Genomic DNA, 25470 nt, shown 5'->3' with positions numbered 1-25470 from the left:
GCGGAATAGTGCGGAGGGCTGTTGGGAGAATGACGGGGCTACGGCGAAGACTTCCAGCACCGATATCGGTGTTCATCGTCTCCCTCCCCCTTGTGGGAGGGCAGCGTCGCTAGGCCCATCGTGCCGTAGCAGAGCTGGGTGGGGGTAATCTCGTGCCGCACTCAGGCCCTGCCACCCTCTCCCCTTGAGGGAGAGGGTGGTTCTTCCGCGTTCAGCGGAAGAACCGGGTGAGGGGTTCTGCGCTCGCCCATGCTTCACGGCTTGCGGAAGCACACTCCTCATCCGCCCTTCGGGCACCTTCTCCCTCAAGGGGAGAAGGCGAACCCGCCCACGGCAGGCAGTACCCCCTTGCCCCCAACCGCCCGCCACACTACCAATACCGTACCAATTGGAGACCACTCATGAGCAAGCACCCGTTCAAGATCGAAATCTGCGTCGAAGGCATTGATGGCCTGGTGGCGGCGCAGACGGCGGGGGCCGACCGGGTGGAACTTTGCGCCAGCCTGCTCGAAGGCGGGCTGACGCCCAGCCTGGGCGTGGTGCGCGAGGCCCTGCGCGTGGCCACCATTCCCTTCCATGTCATCATCCGCCCGCGCGGCGGCGACTTCCTCTATTCCGAGCTCGAATTCGCCACCATGGTCGACGATATCAAGGCGCTGAAGGACCTGGGCGTGGCCGGCGTGGTCATCGGCTGCCTCACGCCCGATGGCCGCATCGATGAGGCGCGCACCAAAGCGCTGGTCGAGGCGGCGCGACCCATGAAGGTCACCTGCCACCGCGCCTTCGACATGACGGCCGACTATCGCGAGGCTATCGAGGCCCTGATCCGCTGCGGCGTCGACCGGGTGCTGACCAGCGGCCAGCGCGACACGGCGCTGGAAGGGATCGACATTCTCAAGGACACGGCTGCCATCGCCAATGGCCGCATCGTCATCATGGCCTGTGGCGCGCTCGATGAAGGCAATATCGCCCAGGTGCGGCAGGCCACCGGCGTCGACGAGATGCATTTCGCCGCGCTCCACACCATCAAGAGCGGCATGGTGTTCCGCAATCCGCATGTCGGCATGGGCGGCACCGCCATCGAGCGCGAATACGAAATCACCCTCACCGATGTCGATGCGGTGCGCCGCACCATCGCTGCGGCCCGCGCCGCCGCCTGAAAAATCCTGTGCTGACAGGACTCTCCGCGCTTGCCTGCGGCGGGGTGTCGCAGGAAGGCTTGCATGTCGGCCGGTGATTCGGCCCGGCATGGGAAGTCTTTCTGGAGATACCAAGCGTCATGAACAAACTGATTGCGGAATTCATCGGCACGGCAGTGCTGGTGCTGATCGGCTGCGGAGCGGCCGTATTGGGCGGCGACGCCATCGGGCAGGTCGGCATCGCCTTTGCCTTTGGCCTGGCCATCGTCGCCATGGCCTATGCCATCGGCCCGATTTCGGGCTGCCATATCAACCCGGCGGTGAGCCTGGCGCTCTATATCGACGGGCGCATGGACCTCATGAGCATGATCCAGCACTGGGTCGCCCAGTTTGCCGGCGCCCTGGTCGGCGCCTTGATCCTCTGGGCCATTGTCGGCAGCAATGCCAGCCTGGGGCAGAATGGCTGGGGTCCGGGCTATCTCGGCGAATATTCCATGCTGGCCGCCCTGATCTTCGAAGTCGTGTTCACCGCCATCTTCGTCGTGGTCATCCTCGGTTCGACCGGCGAGCGCGCCGCGCCGCATTTCGCCGGCCTCGCCATCGGCCTGACCCTGGTGGCCATCCACCTGGTCGGCATCCAGGTGACCGGCGTGTCGGTCAATCCGGCCCGCAGCTTCGGTCCGGCCATCCTGGTGGGCGGCGATGCGCTGGCCCAGCTCTGGCTGTTCATCGTCGCGCCCCTGGCCGGCGGTCTCCTGGGGGGCCTGCTCTACCGCTTCAAGATCCTCAAGGCCTGATCGGCATAGGCCGCCGGAACCATCCGGCGGCCTTTCCTCGCGGCTGGCGGAACGCTAAAAGCGGCCCATGGCCCGCTCCTTCCTCTTCGCGCAAGATTCCGGCGATGCCGCGACCACGCGGCTGATCGCGACGGCGGCGCAACTGACCGGCTTCATGAAGGGCGAACCCGGCCCCGCCCGGCCGGGCTGGTATCGCCCCGGCGGCGACAACGCCGCCATGCTGGCCGAACTCCACGCGGCGCTCGCCACCACCTATCCCGCGGCCGGCCCGGCCTTCCATGCGGTGCGGCTCTGGACCAACCTGCTCTGGCAACCCGCCTATCTCGCCGTCATATCAGCCCATATCCATGGCGCCATGCCCGACCTGTCAGGCCTCAGCCAGCAGAGGCGCGGCATCTATATCGATGGCTACCGGCTGCTGCCCGGCGCCCAGCAGAGCGGCCCGGTCGAGGTGCTGATCGAACGGGCGGCGGCCCAGCTCAGGCCCATGGCGGCCACCATGCTCGAGGAGGTCAATCTGCTGGTTCGGTTGAAGCCCCTGCCGGCGCGGCGCCTCTTCGCCGACCGCATGCTGAGCCTGATGGTCTGGCTGGGCCAGCGCCGCCGCGACCTGCCGCCGGAAGCGATCGCGGCCTATGCCGCTCAGTGGCTGGAAGCGCTGGGTCTGACCGGGCAGGGCACGCTGGAGCCGGTCGAGGCCGGTGGCCGCCGCCTGCTCATCGTCAAGCGCAAGGGTTGCTGCCTCGACTATCTGATTGACCCCGATCGCTACTGCGCCACCTGCCCCAAGCAGGACAATGCGGTTCGAATCGCGCGCCAGACCGCCAACGCGCTGGCCGAGCTTTGACCGCTGCGCGATTCACGCGTTCAGCGCGTCGATGCTAACAGTGTGCTAACGAATTCGGCTGGGTTGTGAACTAGTCGAAGACCTCATCCGGATAGACGCCCCAGAGCTCTTCCTGGTGCAGATAACCCGAATAAGTCGTGCTGCGCTGGCTCGCATCATGCCCGGTGGCGCTGACCTGGCACCAAGTGCCGTCGCATTCGGTGATGGTCACCTTGAGCCCGGCGCCGAGCCGCGCGCGGACCCCCGAATCGTCCGATTGCCCGGCCCGCAGGGGGATTTCGCCATTGGCCACCAGCGGCGTCACATAGCCGGCTCTCGTGCCGGTCAGCAGGTTCTGATGGATCCAGCCCTCGGCCCCGTCGACATCGCGAATCTTGCGCCAGGTATCGAATTCCTGGGTGATTTCCACCGGAATCCCGGACTTGAGAAAGGTCCAGGCGATATCGTATTTCTGGCCCGGCCCTACCCGCACATTGATCGGCTCCGACCGCGTCGCGGCAAAGCGCGGCAGCGGCAGCCCGCTGGGATTGCCGGCCTGCGCCAATGCCGGCGGGGCAAGCAGTGCCAGCACCAGCATCGCCCAGGGCAGGCGGTGGCAAAGGGCCTTGAGGATATGGCGAAAGCGGCCGTGCACGGTCTGGTCAAACATGACTTTGCAGAACAAATGGAATTGCCCTATCACTAGCCAATGATCCTTAATGGGCGCTGAATTGTGGGGTTTTCCACATATCGCCCGCCCCGATCCTGGAACTTATGGCCAGCCACAAACCGCACATTCTCGTGACCAGGCGCCTGCCCGAAACCATCGAGGCGCGCATGGCAACCCTGTTCGAGACCCATGTCAACGAAGACGACGTGAACCTCACCGGCGATGATATTATCGGCGGGCTCGAGGGCAAGGATGTCCTGGTGTCCTCGATCACCGACCGCATCGATGCCCGCCTCATCGCCCGCCTGCCCCGCAGCGTGCGGCTGATCGCCCAGTTCGGCAATGGCGTTGATAATATCGATATCGAAGCGGCCTGGGCCGCCGGCGTCACCGTCACCAATACGCCCTCCGTCCTCACCGAGGACACGGCCGACATGGCCATGGTGCTGATGCTGGCTTTGCCGCGCCGGCTGGTCGAAGGCACGCAGATGCTGGTGCGCGACGGGGTCTGGGCCGGCTGGTCGCCCACCTCCATGCTGGGCCACCGCCTGCGCGGCAAGGCGCTCGGCATTGTCGGCATGGGCCGCATCGGCACGGCGGTGGCGCAAAGGGCCAAGGCCTTCGGCCTCAATATCCACTATTTCTCGCGCAACCGCCGCCCGCCTGGCGTCGAAACCCCGCTCGAAGCCACCTATTGGCACGATCTCGACGCCATGATCGAGGCGGTGGATATCGTCTCCCTGCATACCCCGCATACGCGGGAAACCTTCCACATCCTCTCGGCCGACCGTCTCAGGCGCATGAAACCGGGCAGCTTCGTGGTCAATGTTTCCAGGCCGGAACTCATCGACGAGGCGGCCCTGGTCGACGCCATCGAAAGCGGCCATCTGTCGGGCGCGGCGCTCGATGTCTTCGAGAACAAGCGCGGCATCGACCCGCGCCTGCTGGCCCTGGCCGAAGCCAACAAGGTCGTGCTGACCGCCCATATGGCCTCGGCCACGCTGGAAGCCCGCATCGAAATGGGTGAGACCGTCATCGTCAATATCCGTGCCTTCATGGATGGGCACCAGCCGCCCCATCGTGTGCTGCCCGACGGGGTGCATGGCGCCGCGCGCAGCCTGCCCGACTGACGCCGGCATGGCCCGGCGCAGCGGACCAGTGTTGCAGCAAATACCCATATCCGGCCCGTTGTCGGCCCGATGCGGGGCAGGGCCTTGCTTCAGCCGGCCCCGCCGCATAGTTGTCGCGAAAGTCAGGGCCTGTCGGGGGAAGGCGCTGCCCAAGACCGATTCCGGGTGGAGCCCCGCAATGGCATTTCTGCGCACGATTGTCTGCCTCACCAGCCTGCTGGTCGCGTTGCCGGCCATGGCGCAAATCCGTGGCGAACCGCCTTTGGCCGTGGCGGATCGCGCGCTGGAGCTGACCACGCTCGGCCAGCGCCTGACCCTGCCGCCCCCGGACTGGGTGGCGGCGGATCTGGCAGGGGATGCCGTGCTTGATGGCTTCGAGGCCGAGTTCCGCTCCGGCGACGGCGAAGCCGATCTCAAGCTCTATCGCAATGGCGCCGTCTATGCCCTGGCCCAGACGGTTTACGGCGCCCATATGGTCAGCAATCCCGACGCCGTGCCCGCCAACTACCGCGATGCGGTGATCGATGGCTTCGGGCGCGCCTGCATGCCCGGGCTGAGCGCCTTCGTGCAACTGGGCGATGATCCCGACGACGTCCAGGCGCCCCTGCTGCTGATCTGCGGCGCCCAGCGCGCCAATACGCGCATGGGCGAGGTCATGGCGATCAGCCTGCGCACATCCGCGGCGGGTCTGGCCATCGTCTACCAGCAGTGGCGCGGCACGGCCTTCGATCCCTTGAGTGCCGCGAACTGGCCGGCACCCTCGGGGACGATCGAGGCACAGGCGCGCCGGCTGCAGGCCGAAACCATGCTGACCCTCGCCGATTGACGGCGGCGCGGCGAGGGCATATCTCCCCGCAATGAGCAAAGACAACAAACCTGTCGGCCCCAGCCAGCGCATGCTGCGCGTCGGTGAACTGGTGCGCCACGCGCTGGCCGCCATGTTCGCGCGGGGCGAAATCGAGGACGACGCGCTGCGCGGTGCGGTCATCACCGTGCCCGAAGTGCGCATGACGCCCGATCTCAAGATCGCCAATGCCTATATCATGCCGCTGGGCGGTCTCCATGCCGAGGAAATCGTCGCGGCGCTCAACCGGCACCGCAAATTCGTGCGTGGGCGCGTGGCACCGCAGATCAACATGAAATACGCTCCCGAAATCCGCTTCTATGTCGACGACACTTTCGAGGAAGCCAGCCGCATCGATTCCATCCTGCGCTCGGACAAGGTGCAGCGCGATCTCGATAACGACGACGATGGCGAGACCGAGTGAGCCAGGCCAAGCGGATCAAGCGCGCCATTTCCGGCTGGGTGGTGCTCGACAAGCAATATGACATGACCTCGACCCAGGCGGTGGGCAAGGTGCGCTGGCTGTTCGGTGCGGCCAAGGCTGGCCATGCCGGCACGCTCGACCCGCTGGCGACAGGCATATTGCCGATCGCGCTGGGCGAGGCCACCAAGGCCGTGCCGCAGGTGCAGGACGGCACCAAGGTCTATCGTTTCGCCATCAAATGGGGCAGCGCCACCACCACCGACGATGCCGAAGGCACCGTGGTCGCCACTTCCGATATCCGGCCGGAGCGGCCGGCGCTCGAAGCCGTGCTGCCGCAATTCACCGGCACGATCCTGCAACGCCCGCCGATCTATTCGGCGCTCAAGATAGACGGCGAGCGCGCCTATGACCTGGCGCGGGCTGGCGAGGCGGTGGACCTGCCGCCGCGCGAGATCGACGTGGACGGGATCGCGCTGATCGAACACGGCAGTGAGCAATCTGTGCTCGAAGTCACCTGCGGCAAGGGCACCTATGTCCGCTCGCTGGCGCGCGACATTGCCGAGGCCCTGGGCACGCGCGGCCATGTCAGCATGCTGCATCGCGCCGCGGTCGGGCCGTTCCACGATGAAGACGCCGTAACCATCGACCAGCTCGAGGCTTTGCCGCTGGACGAGCGCGACGCCCTGCTGAAGCCGGTTTCGGCCGGCTTTGCCGAACTGCCGGAAATCCGGCTCGATGCGCAGCAGGCCACAGCGGTGCGCCATGGCAATCCGGTGCTGCTGACCGGTGCGGGAGCGCCGGTCTCGCTGGACGAATGCTGGGTGAGCTTCAAGGGCGAGGTGCTGGCCACCGGCTGGGTCGAATTCGGCCAGTTCAAGTGCCGCCGGGTGTTCAACTAAAAGGCGGAGCTTTCGCCCCGCCTCCATCTTCCTCAGCGAAGGAAGAAAATGATGATGATCAGCCAGATCGGCACGCCGAGCAGCCAGAGACCGAGAGCACGAAACATGGTGTTTTCCTTTCCTGTCCTGGCCTAGAAGCGACGGTACACGTCGGCGAAGACGGTGTTGTTGTCGCGATGGTTGCCGCCTTTCTGCGCCGCCCAGAAAGCGCCGATGGCCGAAATCAGCAGCGAGGCTGCCAGCAGGAAGGCGCCGATAATGGCGGTGTTTCGAGCAATACGCGCCGCTTCCAAGGCGTCCTGGCGAGCCGCCTCGACATTGGCGATCACCTGGTCGACGCGCGCCTGAGCCTCGTCCGGTGCCAGGCCGGTATTGGCGGCCACGACGCTGGCGAGATAGGTGCGGTCTTCATCGGCCACCGTGCCGTCGCCCAGCGCCGCCTGGGCGAAGATGCGGCCGGCTTCGTCCCGTGCCACAGCCGCGTCCACCGGTTGCGCACTGCGGAACAGCGTATCGACGAAATAGGCATTGGGATCCACGGCGTCCTCCGCGACATTGGAGGCGGCCGTGGTCACCGTCGCAGCGGCGGACCCGACGGCACTGGCCGCAGCGCCGATACCACCCACGGCGATCACCGCGCCGAGGATTGCGGCACCTGCCCAGACCAGCAGGCCATGGGCGCCGTCGCGCAGGTCGCTTTCATCCTCGCTGGCGTCGAAATAGCGACGGCGCAGCCGGCCGGTGAGATAGCCGCCGGCCATGAAGCTCGAAATCTGCACCCAGAGGAACCAGCTCGCGGCAGCGATGCCGACGAAGATCGGTGAGGCGGCGGCGGACTGGTTGTAGCCGAAATCGAGGAAGTTGAGGCCGACGGCCGAGCCAAAGCTGATCAGCACCAGGCTGATGGCCGAAGCCAGCACGATGCCGGCAATGATGGCGGGCCAATCGACGTAAGAGGACTGGTCGCGATTGGTGGCAGCAGTTTCGACGATGGCGACGCCTGTGGGCGCATCGATGGTCATGGCGGCTTCTCCTGTCTTGCGGGTTGCTCTGGCCATGATCAGGCGAGGCCGATGAAGGACAGGATGGCCATGACGATGACGACGAGGCCGACGAGATAGATGATGGAGTTCATGGGAATTGCCTTCTTGTTGACCGGGTGTGGCATCAACCGAAGGCGGCGGTGAATCGTTCCCGCAGGCTGCACGGATTTTAGGCAGATGGGGCGATGATCTGGGCGGCATGTCGCCAGCCGACAAGCAAAAAGGCGGGGATTGCTCCCCGCCTCTCATGCATTGGCAATGCTATTGGGCCTAGAGCCCGTCGGTGACCGCGGTCGTATAGGCGCCTTCCGGGGTCGCCTTGATGATCTCCTGGTCGAGCAGGGCCTTCACCGTGCGCTCATAGGTGGCCATGTCCAGCTTGGGGTCGGTGGGGTCGACCAGCTTGGCGACCTCGCCGGTCATGTAGAGCTGGTGGTCGAGGGTCGCAGCACCGGTATCGTCCATGTCGACGACGATCTGGGCGGCTTCTTCCGGGTTCTCGGCGGCATAGGCCCAGCCCTTCATCGAGGCGCGGACGAAGCGGGTATAGGCATCGACCTTGGCCGGATCGCTGAGGCTGTCTTCGAGGACATAGAGACCGTCTTCGAGCAGGTCATTGCCCATCTCGGTATAGTTGAAGATGGTCAGGTTTTCCGGGCCATAGCCGGCATCGAGCGCCTGGCCATATTCGTTATAGGTCATGACCGAGATGCAGTCGGCCTGGCCCTGGATCATCGGCTGGATGTCGAAGCTCTGCTGCAGCACGGTGACGCCGCCTTCCGAGCCGTCGGTGGCAATGCCTTCCTTGTTCATCCAGGCAAAGAACGGATATTCATTGCCGAAGAACCAGACGCCCAGCGTATGGCCCGGGAAATCGGCGACCTCAGTGATGCCGGTTTCGGTCGGGCAGATCATCATCAGGCCGCTTCGCTTGAACGGCTGGGCGATATTGACCAGTGGCACGCCGCTTTCGCGGGCGGCCATGCCGGCGGCCATCCAGGTGACGATGATGTCGGCGCCGCCGCCGGCAATCACCTGTTCGGGAGCAATGTTGGGGCCGCCCGCCAGGATGGTGACGTCGAGGTTTTCCTCGTCGTAGAAGCCCTTGGATTCGGCAACGAGATAGCCGGCAAACTGCGCCTGGGTCACCCATTTGAGCTGCAGCGTCAATGCATCCTGCGCGAAGGCGGGTGCGGTCGAAAGCGCCAGGGCGCCGACGAGCAGACCTGCGATAGTATTCTTCATTTTCGTTCCCTTTTCCCTGTTACGCCCGTCCACCACGGACAGACGGATGCCAGAAGGTGACGCCCCTCTCGATGAGGGCGATCACCCCGTAGAAGGCGGACCCCGCGATCGCTGCAACGGCGATCTCCGCCCAGACCAGGTCGATGGCCAGCCGGCCAACGCCTGTCGATATTCGGAAACCCATTCCCACAACGGGCGTCCCGAAGAATTCCGCTACGATTGCGCCGATCAAGGCCAGAGTCGAGTTGATCTTGAGGGCGTTGAAGATGAAAGGCCCGGCAGCGGGAAGTCGTAGCTTCAGAAGCGTTTGCCAGTAATCGGCGGCATAGGTGCGCATCAGGTCGCGCTCGATGCTGGAACTGGCATTGAGGCCGGCCACGGTGTTGACCAGCATGGGAAAGAACGTCATCGCCACGACGACGGCGGCCTTCGACTGCCAGTCAAAGCCGAACCACATCACCATGATCGGCGCGATGCCGATAATGGGCAGCGCCGACATGAAATTGCCGATCGGCAACAGCCCTGCCTTGAGAAAGGGCGACCGGTCGACCAGAATCGCTACGACGAGGCCTGACAGGCACCCGATGGCAAAGCCCGGCAGCACCGACTTGATGAAGGTCTGCACGAAATCGGCCCACAGGATGGGGGCGGAATTGGCCAGTTGTGCGCCGATTGCCGAAGGGGCGGGCAGCAAAACCGGCGGCACATTGGCGCCGCGCGTCACCACTTCCCAGATGACCAGGAGGGCCGCCCCGAAGACGACGGGGACCAGCAGGCCCAGTCCGGCATTGTCGCTGAGGCGGGGCGCCAGGCTCTTGCTGAGGCGTTCCACGAACAGCCAGGCAAACAGCCAGGCCACCACGACCGCCATCCAGAAAAATGGCAGTGGCGGCGCAAATGCCCCGAGGCTGGTGAGCACCGCGACGGCCCCCAGCAGCGCAAAGGCGCCATCGGCCCACAGGCCCAGCGGCACGAAGAAGCGGATCAGCGACAGGAAGCCCAAAGCCAGGAAGGCCTTGAGCAGCAGCGCCTGCTCGAAGGGCGTGACGAAACTGTAGGCAAGGGCTGCGGCGGAGAGACCGCCCGCGACAAGGGCCAGGAAATATTGCAACTGGCTCATGCGGGACGAGCCCCCATGCGGGCATTGACCATGCGTTCGGCCGCACCGACGATCATCACCAATATGGCGGCAAGCGCCGCGGCGATGAACAGGGCGGCCCAGATCTGGATGGTCTGGCCATTGTAGGAGCCGGTCAGCAGCCGCACGCCCAGCCCGCCACCGGCAGCATTGGAAAGCTCGCTGACCACTGCGCCGACCAGTGAAATGGCAATGCCCACCTTCATCGAGGCGAACAGCATGGGCATGGCGGCGGGCCAGCGCAGCTTCCAGAAGGTCTGCCACGGCGAGGCGTCGTAGGTGTGCATCAGGTCGAGCTGGATGCTCTCGGGCGAGCGCAGGCCCTTGACCATGCCCACCACGACCGGGAAGAAGCTGAGATACATCGAGATCAGGGCGCGCGGCACCGTGCCGGTAATGCCCACCGAGCCCAGCCCCACCACCACCATGGGCGCGATGGCCAGAATGGGAATGGTCTGGCTGGCGATGATCCAGGGCATCAGCGAGCGATTGGCCGCTTCGTTATGCACGATGAACACGGCCAGGGCGACGCCCAGCGTGGTGCCCAGCACGAAGCCCAGCAGCGTCGAGGACAGGGTGATCCAGCCGTGATAGGCCAGCGAGCGCCTCGAGGTCAGTTCCAGCGCCACGGTGGCATTCCAGATTTCGCCCAATACCTGATGCGGCGCCGGCAGCACCGGCCGGTCCTGCGCCCAGGTCTGCAGGGCGAAATCGGTGAAGGGCACATCGGCCAACCCGGCGCGGGTATTGAGCGTCGTCTGCCATGGCGCGTTCATGCCGATGGCGGCGGCATACCAGACCACGAGCATGGCGAGCAGGACGACGATGATCGGGCCGGTACGGGTCACGGATTTCGCCCCACGCACTGTGTCCATCCTTCTCCCCTCGTGGGAGAAGGTGCCCCGAAGGGGCGGATGAGGGGGCGTGGTGCCATCCACGACATGGACGCATGGGCGAGCGCAGCACCCCTCACCCTGCAATTTCCTCTGGACGAGGAAATTGCAGTCCCTCTCCCACAAGGGGCGAGGGAGGAGCGGTGGATGCCGCACCTCGCCATCACACCGCCTCCTCATAGGAGTGTCCGGCCCGCAGCCCGTCGCGCACACGCGCGGCGATCGTCAGGAATTCCGGCGTTTCGCGGATATCGAGTGGCCGCTCCTTGGGCAGGTCGCTCTCGATCACGTCGGTCACTCTTCCCGGGCGCGGAGACATGACGACGATCTTGGTGGAGAGATAGACCGCCTCGGGAATGGAGTGGGTCACGAAGCAGATGGTTTTCTGCGTACGGTCCCACAGCTTGAGCAGTTCGGAATTGAGGTGGTCGCGCACGATTTCGTCGAGCGCGCCAAAGGGCTCATCCATCAGCAGCAGGTCGGCATCGAAGGAGAGCGCCCGGGCGATCGAGGCGCGCTGCTGCATACCGCCGGACAATTGCCAGGGATATTTCTTCTCGAAGCCGGAGAGGTTCACCAGGTCCATGGTGCGCCTGACGCGTTCGGCCTGCTGGCCTGCGCCATAGCCCATGATTTCGAGCGGCAGGGCGACGTTCTTTTCGATCGTGCGCCAGGGGTAGAGCGCCGGCGCCTGGAACACATAGCCATAGGCGCGCGCCTTGCGCGCCACTTCCGGCGTCTGGCCATTGATGGTCAGCTTGCCCGAGGTGGGGCGCTCGAGATCGGCAATGGTGCGCAGGAACGTGGTCTTGCCGCAGCCCGAGGGACCGATGAAGGAGACGAACTCGCCCTTGTTGATGGTGAGATTGACATCGCTGAGCGCAACGACGTCGCCGTCATTGGTCTTGAAAGTCAGGCCAAGATTTTGGGCGGAGACGACCGGGGTCATGAAGCGGCCCTGCTCAAATGCGTCAAAAACCATCAAACCCCCGTCGCCGGAATGCCCGAGCGCTCCACCTTGCGGGGCGCGACGATTTCTTTCCACTGGCTCAAGGCCCGGTTCACGGGATTTTTTGCCTGCCGGGCAACGAACTTGCCATGGCCCGGTTCAGCCTTGACCTCGCTCTCGACGATGGAAACCTTGCCGCGGGAGAGTACATAGCGCGGCAGGCCCGTGACCTCGAAGCCCTCGAACACGTTGTAGTCGATGACCGACTGCTGGCTCGCCGCCGAAATGGTCTTCTTGCGCTTGGGGTCCCAGACCACGAGGTCCGCATCGGCCCCCACCAGCACCGCGCCCTTCTTCGGATAGAGGTTCAAGATCTTGGCGATATTGGTCGAGGTCACGGCCACGAATTCGTTCATGGTCAGCCGGCCGGTATTGACGCCCGTGGTCCAGAGCACCGGCAGGCGATCTTCGAGCCCACCCGTGCCATTGGGGATCTTGGCGAAATTACCGATACCGGTGCGCTTCTGGTCAGTGGTGAAGGCGCAGTGGTCGGTGGCGACGCAGGAGAGCGAACCCGATTGCAGCCCGGCCCACAGCGAATCCTGATGGCTCTTGTTGCGGAAGGGCGGGGACATGACGCGACGGGCGGCATGGTCCCAATCGGCGTTGAAATATTCGCTTTCATCCAGCGTCAGGTGCTGGATCAGCGGTTCGCCATAGACGCGCATGCCCTTCTGGCGGGCGCGGCGGATGGCTTCGTGGCTCTGTTCGGCCGAGACATGCACCACATAGAGCGGCACGCCGGCCATGTCGGCGATCATGATGGCGCGATTGGTGGCTTCGCCCTCCACTTCCGGCGGACGGCTATAGGCGTGGGCCTCCGGGCCGTTATTGCCCTCGGCCAGCAGCTTGGCTGTCATGGCCGCGACGACGTCACCATTTTCGGCATGCACCAGGGGCAGGGCGCCCAAATCTGCGCAGCGCTGGAACGACGAGAACATCTCGTCGTCATTGACCATGAGCGAGCCCTTATAGGCCATGAAATGCTTGAAGCTGGTAATGCCGCGATCGACCACTTCGGCCATTTCGCGCCACACCTGCTCGCTCCACCAGGTGATGGCCATGTGGAAGCTGTAGTCTGCCGAGGCCTTGCCGGTCTTGTTGTCCCACATGGAGAGGGCTTCGAGCAGGCTCTGGTTGGGGTTGGGCAGGCAGAAATCCACCACCATGGTGGTGCCGCCGGCCAGGCCAGCGCGCGTGCCGCTCTCGAAATCATCGGCCGAATAGGTGCCCATGAACGGCATTTCGAGATGGGTGTGCGGGTCGATGCCTCCCGGCATGATGAAGCAGCCGGTGGCGTCCAGCACCGTGTCGCCCGACAGGTTCTGGCCGATCTCGACGATAACATCGCCTTCGATCTTCACATCGGCCTTGTAGGTCAGGTCCGCGGTAACGACGGTGCCGTTTTTTACGACAGTGCTGCCCATTTCTTGCTCACTCCCTTAGTCAAATTCGCTGTTTCATTCGCCCTGTCCGGCCCATCTTGGCCATTGCTGCAAGTTCGGTGCCAGTTGCCGAATGTCCTCCTGATCATCCGGCGGGCGGTGGTGTCATCCCTGCCGCATCATTCCACGATCTCCGCCGTCTCCACCACTGCGTGGAACAGCACATCGGCGCCGGCAGTGGCCCATTCACGGGAAATGTCTTCGGCTTCGTTATGGCTGAGACCATCCACACAGGGGCACATGACCATGGTGCTGGGGGCCACCTTGTTGGTCCAGCAGGCGTCATGACCGGCGCCGGAGATGATGTCCATGTGGCTGTAACCGAGCTTCTCGGCGGCGGCGCGGACGCGCCCGACCAGGGTCGGGTCGAAGGTGACGGGGTCGAAATGCCCGACCGCCTCCATGGCATAGCCGACGCCGAGTTGCTGGCAGATTTCCTGCGCCTTGCTTTCGATTTGCCCACGCATGGAATTGAGCTTGCCCAGTTCCGGCGAGCGGATATCCACGGTGAAGACCACATTGCCCGGCAAGACGTTGCGTGAGTTCGGCGAGAACTTCATCTGGCCCACGCCACCGACGGCGCCGGGCTGGTGATCCATGGCGACGGCCTGCACCATTTCGAGGATCCGCGCCATGGCCAGACCGGCATTGACGCGCATGTTCATCGGCGTCGAGCCGGTATGGGCTTCCTTGCCGGTCAAGGTGAATTCGAGCCACCACAGGCCCTGGCCGTGGGTGACGACGCCGATCTGCTTGTTCTCGGCTTCGAGGATCGGGCCCTGCTCGATGTGATATTCGAAATAGGCATGCATCTTGCGGGCGCCGACCGGCTCCTCGCCGACCCAGCCGATGCGCTGCAGCTCGTCGCCGAAGCTCTTGCCCTCTTGGTCCTTGCGATCATAGGCGTATTCCAGCGTGTGGATGCCGGCAAAGACGCCTGAGGCCAGCATGGCCGGGGCGAAGCGGGCGCCTTCTTCATTGGTCCAGTTGGTGACCACGATGGGGTGTTTCGTCTTGATGCCCAGGTCATTCATCGTCCTGACCACTTCGAGCCCGGACAGCACGCCCAGCACGCCGTCATACTTGCCGCCGGTGGGCTGGGTATCGAGGTGGGAGCCCACATAGACCGGCAGCGCGTCCGGGTCGGTGCCCGGCCGCGTCATGAACATGGTGCCCATCTTGTCGACGCCCATGATGAGGCCCGCATCCTCGCACCAGCGCTGGAAGAGTTCGCGCCCTTCCTTGTCGCTGTCGGTCAACGTCTGGCGATTATTGCCGCCGGCAATGCCGGGGCCAATCTTCGCCATCTCCATGAGGCTGTCCCAGAGCCGATCACCATTGATACGAAGGTTTTCTCCTGGGGCAGACATGTTTCAATCCTTCACGAGACGGGGCAGATCGGCCGTCAGCCGATAGCTGCGTTGTTTGGACGTGGCGGCAGTCGAGCCTTTCTTCCCCCCTCCCCTGAGGGGAGAGGGTGGCCGGAGCGTAGCGGAGGTCGGGTGAGGGGTACGATGCCAGGACGGCGAGAATGCTTTCCGCAACGCCTTGCAGGTTGCCCAGCACATCATTGTTCCAGCATCGCAATACGGAATAGCCCTCAGCGGTCAGGAAAGCGGTACGTTTTTTGTCATGCAAAGAACCCGCATGTTGGCCACCGTCGACTTCAATGATCAGCGCCGCTTCGCGGCAGACGAAATCAGCAAAATAGGGGCCAATCGGAACCTGACGGACAAACTTATGCCCGCCCAATTGGCGAGCGCGAAGGATGGACCACAGGCGCTGTTCGGCATCCGTCGGATTGCGACGCAATGAACGTGCCCGCGGCACCGAACCCCTCACCCGCCGCTGCGCGGCGACCTCTCCCCTGAGGGGAGAGGTGGGAACCGCCTCGGCGCTGGGAGGAGCTTTGTGCATATCGCTATTTCGCGCTCGGGAAGGAGAATTCGGCGCCGCCCTTGATGCCGGCGGGCCAGCGGGTGGTGACGGTTTTGAGGCGGGTGTAGAAGTGGACGCCTTCGGGGCCGTAGATGGAGTGATCGCCGAACAGCGAGCGCTTCCAGCCGCCGAAGGAGTGGTAGGCCACCGGCACCGGGATCGGCACGTTGACGCCCACCATGCCGACCTCGATCTTGTCGGCGAATTCGCGGGCGGCGTCGCCGTCGCGGGTGAAGATGGCGGTGCCATTGCCATATTCGTGGTCGTTGATGAGCTTGACCGCCTCGTCATAATGATTGGTGCGCACCACCGAGAGGACGGGGCCGAAAATCTCTTCCTTGTAGATGGTCATGTCGGGCGTGACATTGTCGAACAGCGTGCCGCCGACATAGTAGCCGCCTTCATAGCCCTGCAGCTTGAAGCCGCGGCCGTCGACCACCAGTTCGGCGCCCTGCTCGACGCCTGAGTCGATGTAGCCCACGATCTTGTCGCGATGCATCCTGGTGACGACCGGACCCATTTCGGCGTCCTTGTCGGTGGCCGGGCCGATCTTGAGGCTTTCGACGCGCGGCTTGAGCTTGGCCACCAGCGCATCGGCAGTTTCCTTGCCGACCGGCACGGCGACGGAAATAGCCATGCAGCGCTCACCGGCCGAGCCATAGCCGGCGCCCATCAGCGCATCGGCGGCCTGGTCGAGATCGGCATCGGGCAGGATGACCATATGGTTCTTGGCGCCGCCCAGGGCCTGCACGCGCTTACCGGCCTTGGTGCCGCGCTGATAGACATATTCGGCAATCGGGGTGGAGCCGACAAAGCTCACTGCCTTGATGTCTGGATGGTCGAGAATGCCATCGACCATTTCCTTGTCGCCATGGACGATATTGAGAATGCCCTCGGGCAGGCCCGCTTCCATGAAGAGGTTCCAGGCCAGCATGGAGGCTGAGGGGTCGCGCTCGGACGGCTTGAGGATGAAGCTGTTGCCGCAGGCAATGGCCGAAGGATACATCCACATCGGCACCATGGCCGGGAAATTGAACGGGGTGATGCCGGCGACGACGCCGAGCGGCTGGCGATCGGAATGGGTGTCGATGCTGGGACCGACATTGCGGCTGAATTCGCCCTTAAGCAGTTGCGGAATGCCGCAGGCATAATCGACGCAGTCGATGCCGCGGGCGACTTCGCCCAAAGCATCGTCATGCACCTTGCCGTGTTCCTTGGAAATCTCCCGCGCCAGGTCGTCCGCATATTGATCGAGCAGTGCCTTGAACTTGAACATGACGCGGGCGCGCTTCATCGGGGTCGTATTGCCCCAGGCGACCTGCGCCTTTTTCGCCGAGGCAACGGCCTCGTTCAACTCGCCCATGGTCGAGAGCGGCAATTCGGCCGATTGCTCGCCGGTGGCCGGATTGAACACCGGCACGCGGCGCGTCGAGGCGGAGACATAGCGTTTGCCAGCAACGGCGTTCTCGATGATGTTCATCAGTCGATGCTCCTCAAGACGGTGCGAATGGCATCGATCAGTTCGGCGATCTGCGCCTTGCTGACGATCAGCGGCGGGCTCAGCGCGATGATGTCGCCGGTGGTGCGGATCAGGTAGCCATCCTCGAAGGCTTTCACGAAGGCCGAGAAGGCGCGCTTGGTCGGCGCGCCGGCAATGGGTTCGAGCTCGATGGCGCCGACCAGGCCGATATTCCTGATGTCGATGACATGCGGTTCGCCCTTGAGCGAATGCAGCGCATCCTGCCAGACGGGCGCGAGTTCGGCGCCGCGCGTGAGAAGGTCCTCGTCCTTGTAGGTTTCGAGCGTGGCCAGGCCCGCCGCCGAGGCGATGGGATTGCCCGAATAGGTATAGCCGTGGAAGAACTCGATGACGTGTTCTGGCCCCTGCATGAAGGCGTCGTGGATGTCGGAACTCACCAGAACGGCGCCCATGGGGATGACGCCGTTGGTCAGGCCCTTGGCGGTCACCATGATATCGGGCGTGACGCCGAAATAATCGGCGCCGAAGGGTGTGCCCAGCCGTCCGAAGCCGGTGATGACCTCGTCGAAGATCAGCAATATGCCGTGCTTTTTGGTGATGTCGCGCAGGCGCTGCAGATAGCCCGCAGGAGGGATCAGCACGCCAGTGGAGCCGGCCACCGGCTCGACGATGACGGCGGCAATGGTCGAGGCATCATGCAGAGTGACGATGCGTTCCAGCTCGTCGGCGAGGTCCACGCCATGCTCGGGCAGGCCCTTGGAGAAGGCGTTCTTAGCGAGGTTATGCGTGTGCGGCATGTGGTCGACGCCGGTGAGCAGGCTGCCGAACATCTTGCGGTTGGTGACGATGCCGCCCACCGAAATGCCGCCGAAATTGACGCCGTGATAGGCGCGTTCGCGGCCGATCAGGCGCGAGCGGGCGCCGTCGCCCTTTACGCGATGATAGGCCAGCGCCACCTTGAGCGCGGTCTCGACCGATTCGGAGCCGGAATTGGTGAAGAGCACATGGTCGAGCCCCTTGGGGGCGATGTCGACGATGCGGTTGGCCAGCTCGAACGCCTTGGGATGGCCCATCTGGAAGGCGGGGGCGTAATCGAGCTCGGCGGCCTGTTTGGCGATGGCTTCGACGATCTTGGGGCGGGTATGGCCGGCATTGACGCACCACAGGCCCGCCGTGCCGTCGAGCACCTGGCGACCGTCGGAAGTCGTATAGTGCATGTCCTTGGCGGCGACGAACATGCGCGGGGATTTCTTGAACTGGCGATTTGCCGTAAAGGGCATCCAGAACGCATTCAGATCGTTCGGCACCACCGCATTTGAATTGGACACGAAGTCGCGCTCCCCTCTGATTCTGCACTGGCTCGTCTTTTGTCTCTTGACGCGGACCCGCTAAGGTCCCCAAATTTTGACCAGTTGGAAAAATGTTAGCACTCCCAAACTTTCTAGCAAGGCGAAAATGCCGCCGAACAAAGTGAAAAGTGCCGAGCCCGCCCTCACCCCGAGACGCCAGCACAAGGCTGACGCCAAGGCGGCGGCGCATCCCCATGCCAAGCCGCGGCCGCTGACGCGCATCCAGCGCGAGAAGCAGGACCTCATTCTCGAAGCGGCGCTGGACGTCTTTTCGATGCACGGCTTTCGCGGTTCCACCATCGACCAGATCGCCGAAGTGGCGGGGATGAGCAAACCCAACCTGCTATATTATTTCCCCCGCAAGGAGGAGATTCATCGCCGGCTGATGTCGGCCTTGCTGGACACCTGGCTGGCGCCGCTCAAGGAAATGGACGCCGATGGCGATCCCTTTCCCGAAATCCGCTCCTATATCCGTCGCAAGCTCGAAATGGCGCGCGACTATCCGCGCGAAAGCCGGCTCTTTGCCAATGAGATGCTGCAGGGTGCGCCGCGCATCATCGAAATGCTCGAAGTCGACCTCAAGAACCTGGTCGACGAAAAGGCCAAGATTCTGCTCGGCTGGATGGACCAGGGCAAGCTCGCCCATACCGACCCTTACCACCTGATCTTCTCGATCTGGGCCACCACCCAGCATTACGCCGATTTCGACGTGCAGGTGCGCGCCGTTCTGGGCAAGGATCGGGGCGGTGAAGGCCGCTTTGAGGATGCCGCCCGCTATCTCGAGCAACTGTTCCTGTTCGGCCTCACACCGCGACCGAAGGGCTGATTGTTAAGTCAGCGCTTGACAATCATCACTCGCTGCTCCATTACTTAAGTCAACGTTTAAGTTATGGAGTGGGAAATGACCCAGCAAGTACACGCCCATATGAGCCTGTCGCTCGACGGTTATGGCACGGGCCGCAACCAGACGCGGGAAAAGCCCTTCGGCGACATTCCCGAAGGCGAGCCGCTGCATCGCTGGATGTTCGAGGACGCCGACAACAACAAGGCCGAGATCGACGCCATCTGCGCCTATGGCGCCTTCATCATGGGACGGAACATGTTCGCCGCGCCGGGCTTGGATGTGTGGGAGGAGGAATGGAAGGGCTGGTGGGGTCCCAATCCGCCCTATCACGCACCGGTTTTCGTGCTGACCCACCATGCCCATGACCCGATCGAGATGGAAGGCGGCACCGTGTTTCACTTCGTGACCGAAGGGCCGGACGTGGCGCTGGCCAGGGCGCGGCAGGCGGCCGGCGCGCGCAATGTGGTGATTGCCGGCGGCGTGAGCACCTTGCGGCACTATCTCAATGCCGGCGCCGTGGACAGGCTGCATCTGCAGATCGCGCCGATTGTCCTGGGCGCGGGTGAATGCCTGTGGCATGGGCTGACCGCGACGCTGGAACCAGTCGGCGCGCGGGCGACGCCATTCACCACGCACATGGATTATCGCGTGATGAAGGCCTGACCCGGCCGATAGTCAGGCCGGGACGACCTCGCCTTTCGGCGCGAGTTTCCCGGCCATCAGGCAGGTCAGCACCAGCAGTGGCAGCAGCATGGCAAATGCCATGCGGATTCCCAGGCTCTGCGCCACAGTGCCGATCAGCGCCGGCGCTCCGAGATTGACCAGCTGGAAGATCAGCGTCGTTGCCGCCACATTCTGGCTGGCTGGGCGGTCGCCCAGCCGCGCGGCAGCCGACAGGGTCAGCGGATAGAGCACGCAGATGCCCACGCCGACGAGGCCGAAGCCGGCCAGCGCCAGCACCGCGGTGGGCGAGACCACGAGCAACACCATGCCGGCGACGGCGATGCCTGCCAGCATACGGGCCACCAGCACCGGCCCGAAACGGTCGATCCAGCGATCGGCGACGAGCCGGCCAGCCGCCATGGTGACCAGCAAGGCGGGCAGGGCCATGGATTCCACCCAGGCGGCGACGTCGAAATTGTCGCGCAGATAGATGATCGACCAGGCGCGGGCCGCGCCCTCGGTCAGGGCCGCACCCAGACCGAAGGCCACCAGGCCCAGCGTCGCCAGCGTCGGCCAGGCCAGCTTGCGCCTGTTGTCACCGGCATGCGGCCGCGGCGGGATAAGCGGCATCGGCACCACGATGAGCAGCATGAGCCCGATCGCCATCGGGGCCAGCAGCCACAGATGCAGTGCCGGGGAAATATCGAGCCCGCGCATGGCCGCGCCCAGCAGCGAGGTGAGCAGGAACCCGATGCTCCACACGCCGTGGCAGGTATTCATCACGCGCGTCCCGGTGGCCGCTTCCACCCGGTCGGCCTCGACATTGATAGCGATATTGGTGAGCGAGAAGCCCATGCCGTTGAGGGCCAGCAGCAGGAACATCGCCACCGGGTTGAGCAGCACCGTGACCAGTGATGCCCCGACTGTTGCTACCGGCAATAGCCAGAGAATGACGGCGCGCGGCCCGAAGCGTTCGATGATGTGGCTGGAAAACAGGAACATGGCCAGCGCCCCCAGCGGCTGGCCCATCAGCACCAGTCCGAGCTGCCCCTCGCTGAGCCCGATCAGCAATTGCACATCGGGAATGCGCGTATGCAGCGCGCCGATGGCCAGGGCATGAACGAAGAACAGCGCAATGATGCGCCAGCGCAGGATGGCGGGAGTCACTTTGGGCCGGGATCCATCAGCACATGGATGCGGTCGGCGCCCAGGCGGGCGAGCTTGAGCATCAGCGCCTTGCGGCGGGCAGGGGCGAGCGGCGTGTCGGGACTGTCGCGCAGGATGGCGCCGTCATGCCCGTCGGCGACGATCAATCCCTCGCTTTCGGGGAAGATTTCCGAATCGAGCTCGGGCGGCTTGGCGAAGAAGAACTTGTCGGAGAATTCCCGGTATTCCGGCCATTTGCGATCCACCTGGAAATCGATCAGGCTCGACTTGATCTCGATGATCCAGATCTCGCCCTTCGGCCCCACCGCCAGCACGTCGGCCCGCCGTCCATTGGCCAGCGGCACCTCGGCATAACAGGCCATATCATGCCGCTCGCGCAGCATGCGCATGACCCCGCGCTGTACGCGCAGCGCCGTTGCCGATTGGCGCAGGTCGACGATGGGCGGCAGATCAGCCATGGGGCGGAACCGGCTCGGGTGGCAATCCGTGCGGCACCTCGACCTTGCGCTTGCCCAGGGCAAAGCTCGAGGCCCACAGCCCGGCCAGCAGCAATGGCAGGCAGATAAGGTAGGAATTGCGAATGCCGAGATATTCGGCGACGAAGCCGAGCAAAGGCGGCGCAAGGAAGAACACCACGAAGCTCACCTGCCCGAGCGCGGCGACATTGACGGCGGCCGGCCGGTCGGTGCGCTGCGCTGCGGCGGACACGGCCAGCGGATAGACCGCCGAGCAGCCGATACCCATCAGGGCGAAGCCCGCCAGCGCCACGCTCGTGCCGGGGGCATAGCCAACCATGAGCACGCCGATACTGGCCAGGCTGAGCAGCACCATGGCCACGTTGCGCGGCCCGAACCGCTCCACTACCGGATCGGCGAAGAGACGCATCACCGCCATGCAGAAGGCGAAGAGCGTCAGCCCCATGCCGCCCACGAAGGGCTCGGCGGAAAACACGTCCCGCATATAGATGGCCGACCAGTCGATGCCGGCGCCTTCCACCAGAAAGGCGGCAAAGCCGATAAGGCAGAGCGGCAGCAGGCCCCAATGCGGAAAGGCAATGCGGTTGGTATTCTCGGACTGGGTGCGTTGCGGCGCGGGGGCCGGCACGATGCCCGAAATCATGAACCCGCCGACCACGACGACGATTGCCGCCATCAGCCCCAGATGCGCCTCGACCGAAAGGCCCGACTGGCGGATGGCGGCGCCGGCCAGAGCGGTCACGAAAAAGCCGACGCTCCAGAAGCCATGCGCCCGGTTCATGAAGCGCTGCCCGGTATGCATTTCCAGCCGGTCGATCTCGACATTGAGGTTGATTTCGAGCGCCCCGGACAGCAGCCCGGTGAGGAACAGCACACCGAATACGGCCGGCGCAGCGCCGAGCCAGGGGATCAGCGCGAAGAGCAGGGAAGGGCCTAGGACGGTGACGAAGGCGGTGGTGCGTACGCCCAGCCTTTCGATCACTGCCGCGCCAAAGGTCAGCGAGATCAGCGAGCCGATGGACATGCCGATCATGGTGAGACCTAGCTGGCTTTCGGTGACGCCGAGATGGGTCTGGATATCGGGCAGGCGCGCCATCAGCGCGCCTGTCGTCAGGGCGAACAGGAAGAAGCAGGCATAGAGCCGATGCTGCGGCGCAATTCTCATGGCGTCACGACTTTACGGGCAGGGTGCGGCGCCAGCGCCTGGGCGGTGAAGAGGCCCAGCAGCACCAGCGGGAAGCCGACGCCGAAGGTCCACTGGATGCCGAAATGCTCAGCAACATAGCCCAAAAGCGGTGGCCCGAGCAGGAAGGCGGTGAAGGAGAATTGCGCCAGCGCCGCCACATTGATGGCGGCCGGACGGTCGGTCTGTTGCGCCGCGGCCGACATGGCCAGCGGGAACAGCGCGCTGGAGCCGATGCCGATCATGGCGAAGCCCAGATAGGCCGACCAGGCGACAGGCGCGAAGAAGACCAGCAACACGCCGGCACCGAGGATGACGAGCAGCGCCCGCGCCACGGCGACCGGATTGTACCGATCGACGAAGCCATCGGCGAAGAAGCGGGCAAAGGCCTGCGAGCCGGCGACAGTGGCCACGGCAATACCGGCCCAGAACGGCTCGGCAGCAAATATGTTGCGCATATAGATGGCCGACCAGTCGATACCGGCGCCTTCCATCAGCATGGCCGAAAGACAGACGGCAACCAGCATCATGATGGGCAGGGTCGGGCGCGCGAAATGCGGCGTTTCGTCGGTGCTGGAGCCGGCGCGATGCGGTGCGGGCTCGAAGCGGCCGAGCACGACCAGCGTGGCGACTGTTATGACCGGGATCATCAGCAGCAGGTGGATTTGCACGGACAGGCCCGCCTGGGCGATGAAGGAGCCGACCATGCCGGCCGAGAAGAAGCCAAGGCTCCAGAAGGCGTGGGCGCGACTCATGATGCGACGGCCGATGACATGCTCGACGCGATCGGCCTCGATATTGATGATCACCTCGATGGCGCCAATGGTGAGGCCGACCGGCAGCAGCAGCAGGAAGAACATCAGCGGACCCTGCGCCCACATGGCCAGCGCATAGAACACCGACAGCAGCGGAATGGCAGACAGCAGCACGCGGCGATAGCCGACTTTTTCGACGAGGCGGCCGGCAAAGGTGAGCGAGATCAGCGTGCCGACGGCCGAGCCGATCAGCGCCAGGCCGAGCTGGCCTTCGCCGACGCCCATGGCCTGCTGGATATCGGGCAGGCGCGGAAACATGCTGCCCATGCAGAACGAATAAACGAAAAACGCCCCGAACACCTTGATCTGGGGCGGCAGGTCAATGCCGAATCTCATGCTGAAATACTCGCGACGTCAGTGGCCCGAAGCTAAGCGAAAACAGAGGCGCGGGAAATAGCGGCCGAAAACGTTTTACGAAGGTTTTTGCAACGTTGCAGAATGCCGCAGAGACGCACGCGGATACCAAGTCGGCGGCCTACGCTACCGGCGCCACGTGGAGATCATCACGCACCACATTGACCCCGGTCATGAGGTTCCGGACGATTTCGAGGCGGCGGAACTGACCACCGAGCCGGGTTTCGGCCGGGCGCTTGGGGGCGGTGACGCGGTCGCGCCGGTCCGGGCCGAAATAGCCCGGCGTTTCGTAGTAGATATGGCTTTGGCCGATCTGCCGCTCGATACGCTCAGCCACGCGCGCTCGGGTGAAGGGCATGGTGATGACGTCGTCGAACCCCATATTGATGCAGCGCGTAATGGTCTCGACCGAGGGGCTTTCGGAGAAATAGATCAGCGGCGAGAAGCGCACGCGCCGGCTGGGGCAAAAGCGGATGGCGTCGGCCACGTTGCGCAGCGTGCCGACATCGGGCACCGCCGCGAAGAGGAAGAAGCAGACCGGCGTGCGGTTGACCTGCTGCTCGGCCTGCGCCACGCCGGCATAGGGCAGCACGCTTGCAAAGTGCAGCCGCCGCGCCAGATCCATCAAAGCAGCGCCCGGCCCGTCCAGCGGCCCGACGATATAGGCGGCAGCCTTCATGCCCCTGCCTCTCCTGTCTTCCCGGCGCGCATGGTAGGGGCCGAGTGCTAAGGGACGGCTAACACCGGTCAATGCAGCGGCGTTTCGCCCCTGAACAGCGGGCCATGCCGCTTCATCAATGCGGCGATGCGGTCGGCCACGGCATGCACCGCGGGCTCATGCCGCTCCTCGTGGTGGCTCACCAGCCATTGGTCGGTTTCCAGTTCCGTGATGGGTGGGGCAACACGCACCAATCGTGGGTCGCTGTCGCCCACGAAACAGGGAAAGACCGAAAGCCCCGCGCCCGCTGCCACCAGCTCGCGCACGCCCATGGCGTCATTGCCGCGCACAGCGATGCGATCGCCATGGCGTGCCTGCATCCAGCGGGCCGAATGAGTCTGCCCGGCCTCGCCGGCCACGCCGACGAAATAGCCTGCCTTGATGCCGTTGATCAGGTTGAGCCCCGAATAGATGGCATAGGCTACCGTACCGATCAGCCGCCCGGCGAGCCATTGCTCGGTCGGCCGCTGGTTGCGGATGCCGAGATCGGCATTGCGGCGGCCAATATCGACCTTCTGCATGGCGGTGACGAATTCGAGCCCGAAGCGGTCTTCGACGGTCCAGATTTCCCCGATATGACTGGCGACGAAAGCGCCGGTCCATGACCCGGCCGAAAGCCGCACGACACGCTCGCCCACCGCGCCTTCCTTCCAGCGCTTGAGCGACAGCATAGCCGCCTCCACATCCTCGGCGCGAGCCAGCAGGTCCTCGCCTGCCTGGGTCAGGCGATAGCCGCTCTGGCTGCGGTGGAACAGCGGTTCTCCCACCTGCCTCTCCAGCGCCGCAACACGTCGGCCCAAAGTGGCGGCGCTCAGCCGCGTCGTTTCGGTGGCGGCGCTGAGCCCGCCCAGCCGCGCCACGTCGAGAAACAGGCGCAGGTCATCCCAACTGAAGTCCATTTTTCATTTCTGCAAAAGGCCTTGCAATCTCGACTATAGCGAAAACCCAGCAAAATGAGCAAGGTATGTCCAGACGGCACCA

Annotated in this window: 26 protein-coding genes; 9 read left to right on the top strand and 17 right to left on the bottom strand. The window is 64.3% G+C overall.

Annotated elements, in window-relative coordinates; all coding sequences use genetic code 11:
- Positions 1-401: 401 nt before the first annotated feature.
- From NVV79_RS06375 to NVV79_RS06365, 3 genes are all read left to right on the top strand, one after another.
- Positions 402-1160, top strand: coding sequence for a copper homeostasis protein CutC (locus tag NVV79_RS06375; RefSeq protein WP_303987311.1), 759 nt, complete (start codon positions 402-404; stop codon positions 1158-1160).
- 119 nt (positions 1161-1279) lie between these two features.
- Positions 1280-1936, top strand: coding sequence for an aquaporin (locus tag NVV79_RS06370; protein WP_303987310.1), 657 nt, complete (start codon positions 1280-1282; stop codon positions 1934-1936).
- A 67-nt stretch (positions 1937-2003) separates the two neighbouring features.
- Complete coding sequence (locus NVV79_RS06365; RefSeq protein WP_303987309.1) at positions 2004-2783, top strand: siderophore ferric iron reductase; 780 nt, start codon at positions 2004-2006, stop codon at positions 2781-2783.
- Positions 2784-2853: 70 nt separating this feature from the next.
- Here NVV79_RS06365 and NVV79_RS06360 read toward each other — a convergent pair whose 3' ends face one another.
- Positions 2854-3432, bottom strand: a complete 579-nt coding sequence (locus NVV79_RS06360) for an SH3 domain-containing protein (RefSeq protein ID WP_303987307.1) — start codon at positions 3430-3432, stop codon at positions 2854-2856.
- A 104-nt stretch (positions 3433-3536) separates the two neighbouring features.
- On the opposite strand from NVV79_RS06360, the gene NVV79_RS06355 reads away from it, so the two are divergent.
- The 4 genes from NVV79_RS06355 to truB all read left to right on the top strand — a co-directional run bounded on the left by NVV79_RS06355 (position 3537) and on the right by truB (position 6729).
- A complete protein-coding gene (locus NVV79_RS06355) occupies positions 3537-4562 on the top strand; it encodes a D-glycerate dehydrogenase (protein WP_303987305.1) in 1026 nt (341 codons plus the stop codon).
- Positions 4563-4740: 178 nt separating this feature from the next.
- The gene (locus NVV79_RS06350) at positions 4741-5388 is read left to right on the top strand and encodes a hypothetical protein (RefSeq protein WP_303987303.1); all 648 of its coding nucleotides are present in this window, start codon (positions 4741-4743) and stop codon (positions 5386-5388) included.
- A 31-nt stretch (positions 5389-5419) separates the two neighbouring features.
- A complete protein-coding gene (gene rbfA, locus NVV79_RS06345) occupies positions 5420-5830 on the top strand; it encodes a 30S ribosome-binding factor RbfA (RefSeq protein ID WP_303987301.1) in 411 nt (136 codons plus the stop codon).
- On the top strand, positions 5827-6729 hold the full coding sequence (gene truB, locus NVV79_RS06340; protein WP_303987299.1) for a tRNA pseudouridine(55) synthase TruB: 903 nt from the start codon (positions 5827-5829) through the stop codon (positions 6727-6729). The genes rbfA and truB overlap by 4 nt, the downstream gene beginning before the upstream one ends.
- Before the next feature lie 131 nt (positions 6730-6860).
- Here truB and NVV79_RS06335 read toward each other — a convergent pair whose 3' ends face one another.
- The 10 genes from NVV79_RS06335 to NVV79_RS06290 all read right to left on the bottom strand — a co-directional run bounded on the left by NVV79_RS06335 (position 6861) and on the right by NVV79_RS06290 (position 18200).
- Positions 6861-7751 carry a hypothetical protein gene (locus NVV79_RS06335; RefSeq protein ID WP_303987297.1) on the bottom strand — a complete coding sequence of 297 codons (891 nt, stop codon included), beginning with the start codon at positions 7749-7751 and terminating at the stop codon, positions 6861-6863.
- Positions 7752-8042: 291 nt separating this feature from the next.
- Positions 8043-9017: an ABC transporter substrate-binding protein gene (locus tag NVV79_RS06330; protein ID WP_303987295.1), complete on the bottom strand. Its 975-nt coding sequence runs from the start codon at positions 9015-9017 to the stop codon at positions 8043-8045.
- 19 nt (positions 9018-9036) lie between these two features.
- Positions 9037-10137, bottom strand: a complete 1101-nt coding sequence (locus tag NVV79_RS06325; protein WP_303987293.1) for an ABC transporter permease — start codon at positions 10135-10137, stop codon at positions 9037-9039.
- Positions 10134-11030: an ABC transporter permease gene (locus tag NVV79_RS06320; protein ID WP_303987291.1), complete on the bottom strand. Its 897-nt coding sequence runs from the start codon at positions 11028-11030 to the stop codon at positions 10134-10136. The genes NVV79_RS06325 and NVV79_RS06320 overlap by 4 nt, the downstream gene beginning before the upstream one ends.
- A 181-nt stretch (positions 11031-11211) precedes the next feature.
- Positions 11212-12030, bottom strand: coding sequence for an ABC transporter ATP-binding protein (locus NVV79_RS06315; protein ID WP_303987289.1), 819 nt, complete (start codon positions 12028-12030; stop codon positions 11212-11214).
- Complete coding sequence (gene hydA / locus NVV79_RS06310; RefSeq protein WP_303987287.1) at positions 12030-13484, bottom strand: dihydropyrimidinase; 1455 nt, start codon at positions 13482-13484, stop codon at positions 12030-12032. The genes NVV79_RS06315 and hydA overlap by 1 nt, the downstream gene beginning before the upstream one ends.
- A gap of 137 nt (positions 13485-13621) precedes the next feature.
- Positions 13622-14872: a Zn-dependent hydrolase gene (locus tag NVV79_RS06305; protein ID WP_303987285.1), complete on the bottom strand. Its 1251-nt coding sequence runs from the start codon at positions 14870-14872 to the stop codon at positions 13622-13624.
- A complete protein-coding gene (locus tag NVV79_RS06300; RefSeq protein ID WP_303987283.1) occupies positions 14835-15314 on the bottom strand; it encodes an endonuclease domain-containing protein in 480 nt (159 codons plus the stop codon). Before NVV79_RS06300 ends, NVV79_RS06305 begins: the two co-directional genes overlap by 38 nt.
- Before the next feature lie 109 nt (positions 15315-15423).
- A complete protein-coding gene (locus tag NVV79_RS06295; protein ID WP_303987282.1) occupies positions 15424-16920 on the bottom strand; it encodes a CoA-acylating methylmalonate-semialdehyde dehydrogenase in 1497 nt (498 codons plus the stop codon).
- The gene (locus tag NVV79_RS06290; RefSeq protein WP_303988337.1) at positions 16920-18200 is read right to left on the bottom strand and encodes an aspartate aminotransferase family protein; all 1281 of its coding nucleotides are present in this window, start codon (positions 18198-18200) and stop codon (positions 16920-16922) included. The genes NVV79_RS06295 and NVV79_RS06290 overlap by 1 nt, the downstream gene beginning before the upstream one ends.
- 175 nt (positions 18201-18375) lie before the next feature.
- Here NVV79_RS06290 and NVV79_RS06285 point away from each other — a divergent pair, with 175 nt between their 5' ends.
- A complete protein-coding gene (locus NVV79_RS06285; protein ID WP_303987281.1) occupies positions 18376-19095 on the top strand; it encodes a TetR family transcriptional regulator C-terminal domain-containing protein in 720 nt (239 codons plus the stop codon).
- A 75-nt stretch (positions 19096-19170) separates the two neighbouring features.
- Complete coding sequence (locus NVV79_RS06280; protein ID WP_303987279.1) at positions 19171-19776, top strand: dihydrofolate reductase family protein; 606 nt, start codon at positions 19171-19173, stop codon at positions 19774-19776.
- Between the two features lie 12 nt (positions 19777-19788).
- Here NVV79_RS06280 and NVV79_RS06275 read toward each other — a convergent pair whose 3' ends face one another.
- From NVV79_RS06275 to NVV79_RS06250, 6 genes are all read right to left on the bottom strand, one after another.
- Positions 19789-20943: an MFS transporter gene (locus NVV79_RS06275; protein WP_303987277.1), complete on the bottom strand. Its 1155-nt coding sequence runs from the start codon at positions 20941-20943 to the stop codon at positions 19789-19791.
- The gene (locus NVV79_RS06270) at positions 20940-21401 is read right to left on the bottom strand and encodes an MmcB family DNA repair protein (protein WP_303987275.1); all 462 of its coding nucleotides are present in this window, start codon (positions 21399-21401) and stop codon (positions 20940-20942) included. Before NVV79_RS06270 ends, NVV79_RS06275 begins: the two co-directional genes overlap by 4 nt.
- Positions 21394-22584: an MFS transporter gene (locus tag NVV79_RS06265; protein ID WP_303987273.1), complete on the bottom strand. Its 1191-nt coding sequence runs from the start codon at positions 22582-22584 to the stop codon at positions 21394-21396. Before NVV79_RS06265 ends, NVV79_RS06270 begins: the two co-directional genes overlap by 8 nt.
- Positions 22581-23753 (bottom strand): MFS transporter, encoded by a 1173-nt coding sequence (locus NVV79_RS06260; RefSeq protein ID WP_303987271.1) that lies wholly within the window; start codon positions 23751-23753, stop codon positions 22581-22583. The genes NVV79_RS06265 and NVV79_RS06260 overlap by 4 nt, the downstream gene beginning before the upstream one ends.
- Before the next feature lie 139 nt (positions 23754-23892).
- Entirely contained in the window at positions 23893-24450 is a 558-nt protein-coding gene (locus tag NVV79_RS06255) for a hypothetical protein (RefSeq protein ID WP_303987270.1), read from the bottom strand.
- A 68-nt stretch (positions 24451-24518) separates the two neighbouring features.
- Positions 24519-25388: a LysR family transcriptional regulator gene (locus NVV79_RS06250; protein ID WP_303987268.1), complete on the bottom strand. Its 870-nt coding sequence runs from the start codon at positions 25386-25388 to the stop codon at positions 24519-24521.
- Positions 25389-25470: the final 82 nt, after the last annotated feature.

The organism is Devosia ginsengisoli (assembly GCF_024707105.1).
In the GTDB taxonomy this organism is placed as follows: Bacteria; Pseudomonadota; Alphaproteobacteria; order Rhizobiales; family Devosiaceae; genus Devosia; species Devosia ginsengisoli_A.
This window is presented reverse-complemented; position numbering and strand designations above follow the sequence as displayed.

Coding starts and splice junctions, on each gene's coding strand:
- NVV79_RS06315 (WP_303987289.1), bottom strand. CDS start 12,030: ATGGTTTTTGACGCATTTGAGCAGGGCCGCTTCATGACCCCGGTCGTC.
- NVV79_RS06280 (WP_303987279.1), top strand. CDS start 19,171: ATGACCCAGCAAGTACACGCCCATATGAGCCTGTCGCTCGACGGTTAT.
- NVV79_RS06365 (WP_303987309.1), top strand. CDS start 2,004: ATGGCCCGCTCCTTCCTCTTCGCGCAAGATTCCGGCGATGCCGCGACC.
- NVV79_RS06250 (WP_303987268.1), bottom strand. CDS start 25,388: ATGGACTTCAGTTGGGATGACCTGCGCCTGTTTCTCGACGTGGCGCGG.
- NVV79_RS06265 (WP_303987273.1), bottom strand. CDS start 22,584: ATGAGAATTGCGCCGCAGCATCGGCTCTATGCCTGCTTCTTCCTGTTC.
- NVV79_RS06255 (WP_303987270.1), bottom strand. CDS start 24,450: ATGAAGGCTGCCGCCTATATCGTCGGGCCGCTGGACGGGCCGGGCGCT.
- NVV79_RS06260 (WP_303987271.1), bottom strand. CDS start 23,753: ATGAGATTCGGCATTGACCTGCCGCCCCAGATCAAGGTGTTCGGGGCG.
- NVV79_RS06270 (WP_303987275.1), bottom strand. CDS start 21,401: ATGGCTGATCTGCCGCCCATCGTCGACCTGCGCCAATCGGCAACGGCG.
- NVV79_RS06320 (WP_303987291.1), bottom strand. CDS start 11,030: ATGGACACAGTGCGTGGGGCGAAATCCGTGACCCGTACCGGCCCGATC.
- NVV79_RS06295 (WP_303987282.1), bottom strand. CDS start 16,920: ATGAACATCATCGAGAACGCCGTTGCTGGCAAACGCTATGTCTCCGCC.
- NVV79_RS06335 (WP_303987297.1), bottom strand. CDS start 7,751: ATGACCATCGATGCGCCCACAGGCGTCGCCATCGTCGAAACTGCTGCC.
- NVV79_RS06330 (WP_303987295.1), bottom strand. CDS start 9,017: ATGAAGAATACTATCGCAGGTCTGCTCGTCGGCGCCCTGGCGCTTTCG.
- NVV79_RS06285 (WP_303987281.1), top strand. CDS start 18,376: ATGCCGCCGAACAAAGTGAAAAGTGCCGAGCCCGCCCTCACCCCGAGA.
- NVV79_RS06375 (WP_303987311.1), top strand. CDS start 402: ATGAGCAAGCACCCGTTCAAGATCGAAATCTGCGTCGAAGGCATTGAT.
- rbfA (WP_303987301.1), top strand. CDS start 5,420: ATGAGCAAAGACAACAAACCTGTCGGCCCCAGCCAGCGCATGCTGCGC.
- hydA (WP_303987287.1), bottom strand. CDS start 13,484: ATGGGCAGCACTGTCGTAAAAAACGGCACCGTCGTTACCGCGGACCTG.
- NVV79_RS06370 (WP_303987310.1), top strand. CDS start 1,280: ATGAACAAACTGATTGCGGAATTCATCGGCACGGCAGTGCTGGTGCTG.
- NVV79_RS06355 (WP_303987305.1), top strand. CDS start 3,537: ATGGCCAGCCACAAACCGCACATTCTCGTGACCAGGCGCCTGCCCGAA.
- NVV79_RS06360 (WP_303987307.1), bottom strand. CDS start 3,432: ATGTTTGACCAGACCGTGCACGGCCGCTTTCGCCATATCCTCAAGGCC.
- NVV79_RS06350 (WP_303987303.1), top strand. CDS start 4,741: ATGGCATTTCTGCGCACGATTGTCTGCCTCACCAGCCTGCTGGTCGCG.
- NVV79_RS06325 (WP_303987293.1), bottom strand. CDS start 10,137: ATGAGCCAGTTGCAATATTTCCTGGCCCTTGTCGCGGGCGGTCTCTCC.
- NVV79_RS06305 (WP_303987285.1), bottom strand. CDS start 14,872: ATGTCTGCCCCAGGAGAAAACCTTCGTATCAATGGTGATCGGCTCTGG.
- NVV79_RS06290 (WP_303988337.1), bottom strand. CDS start 18,200: ATGCCCTTTACGGCAAATCGCCAGTTCAAGAAATCCCCGCGCATGTTC.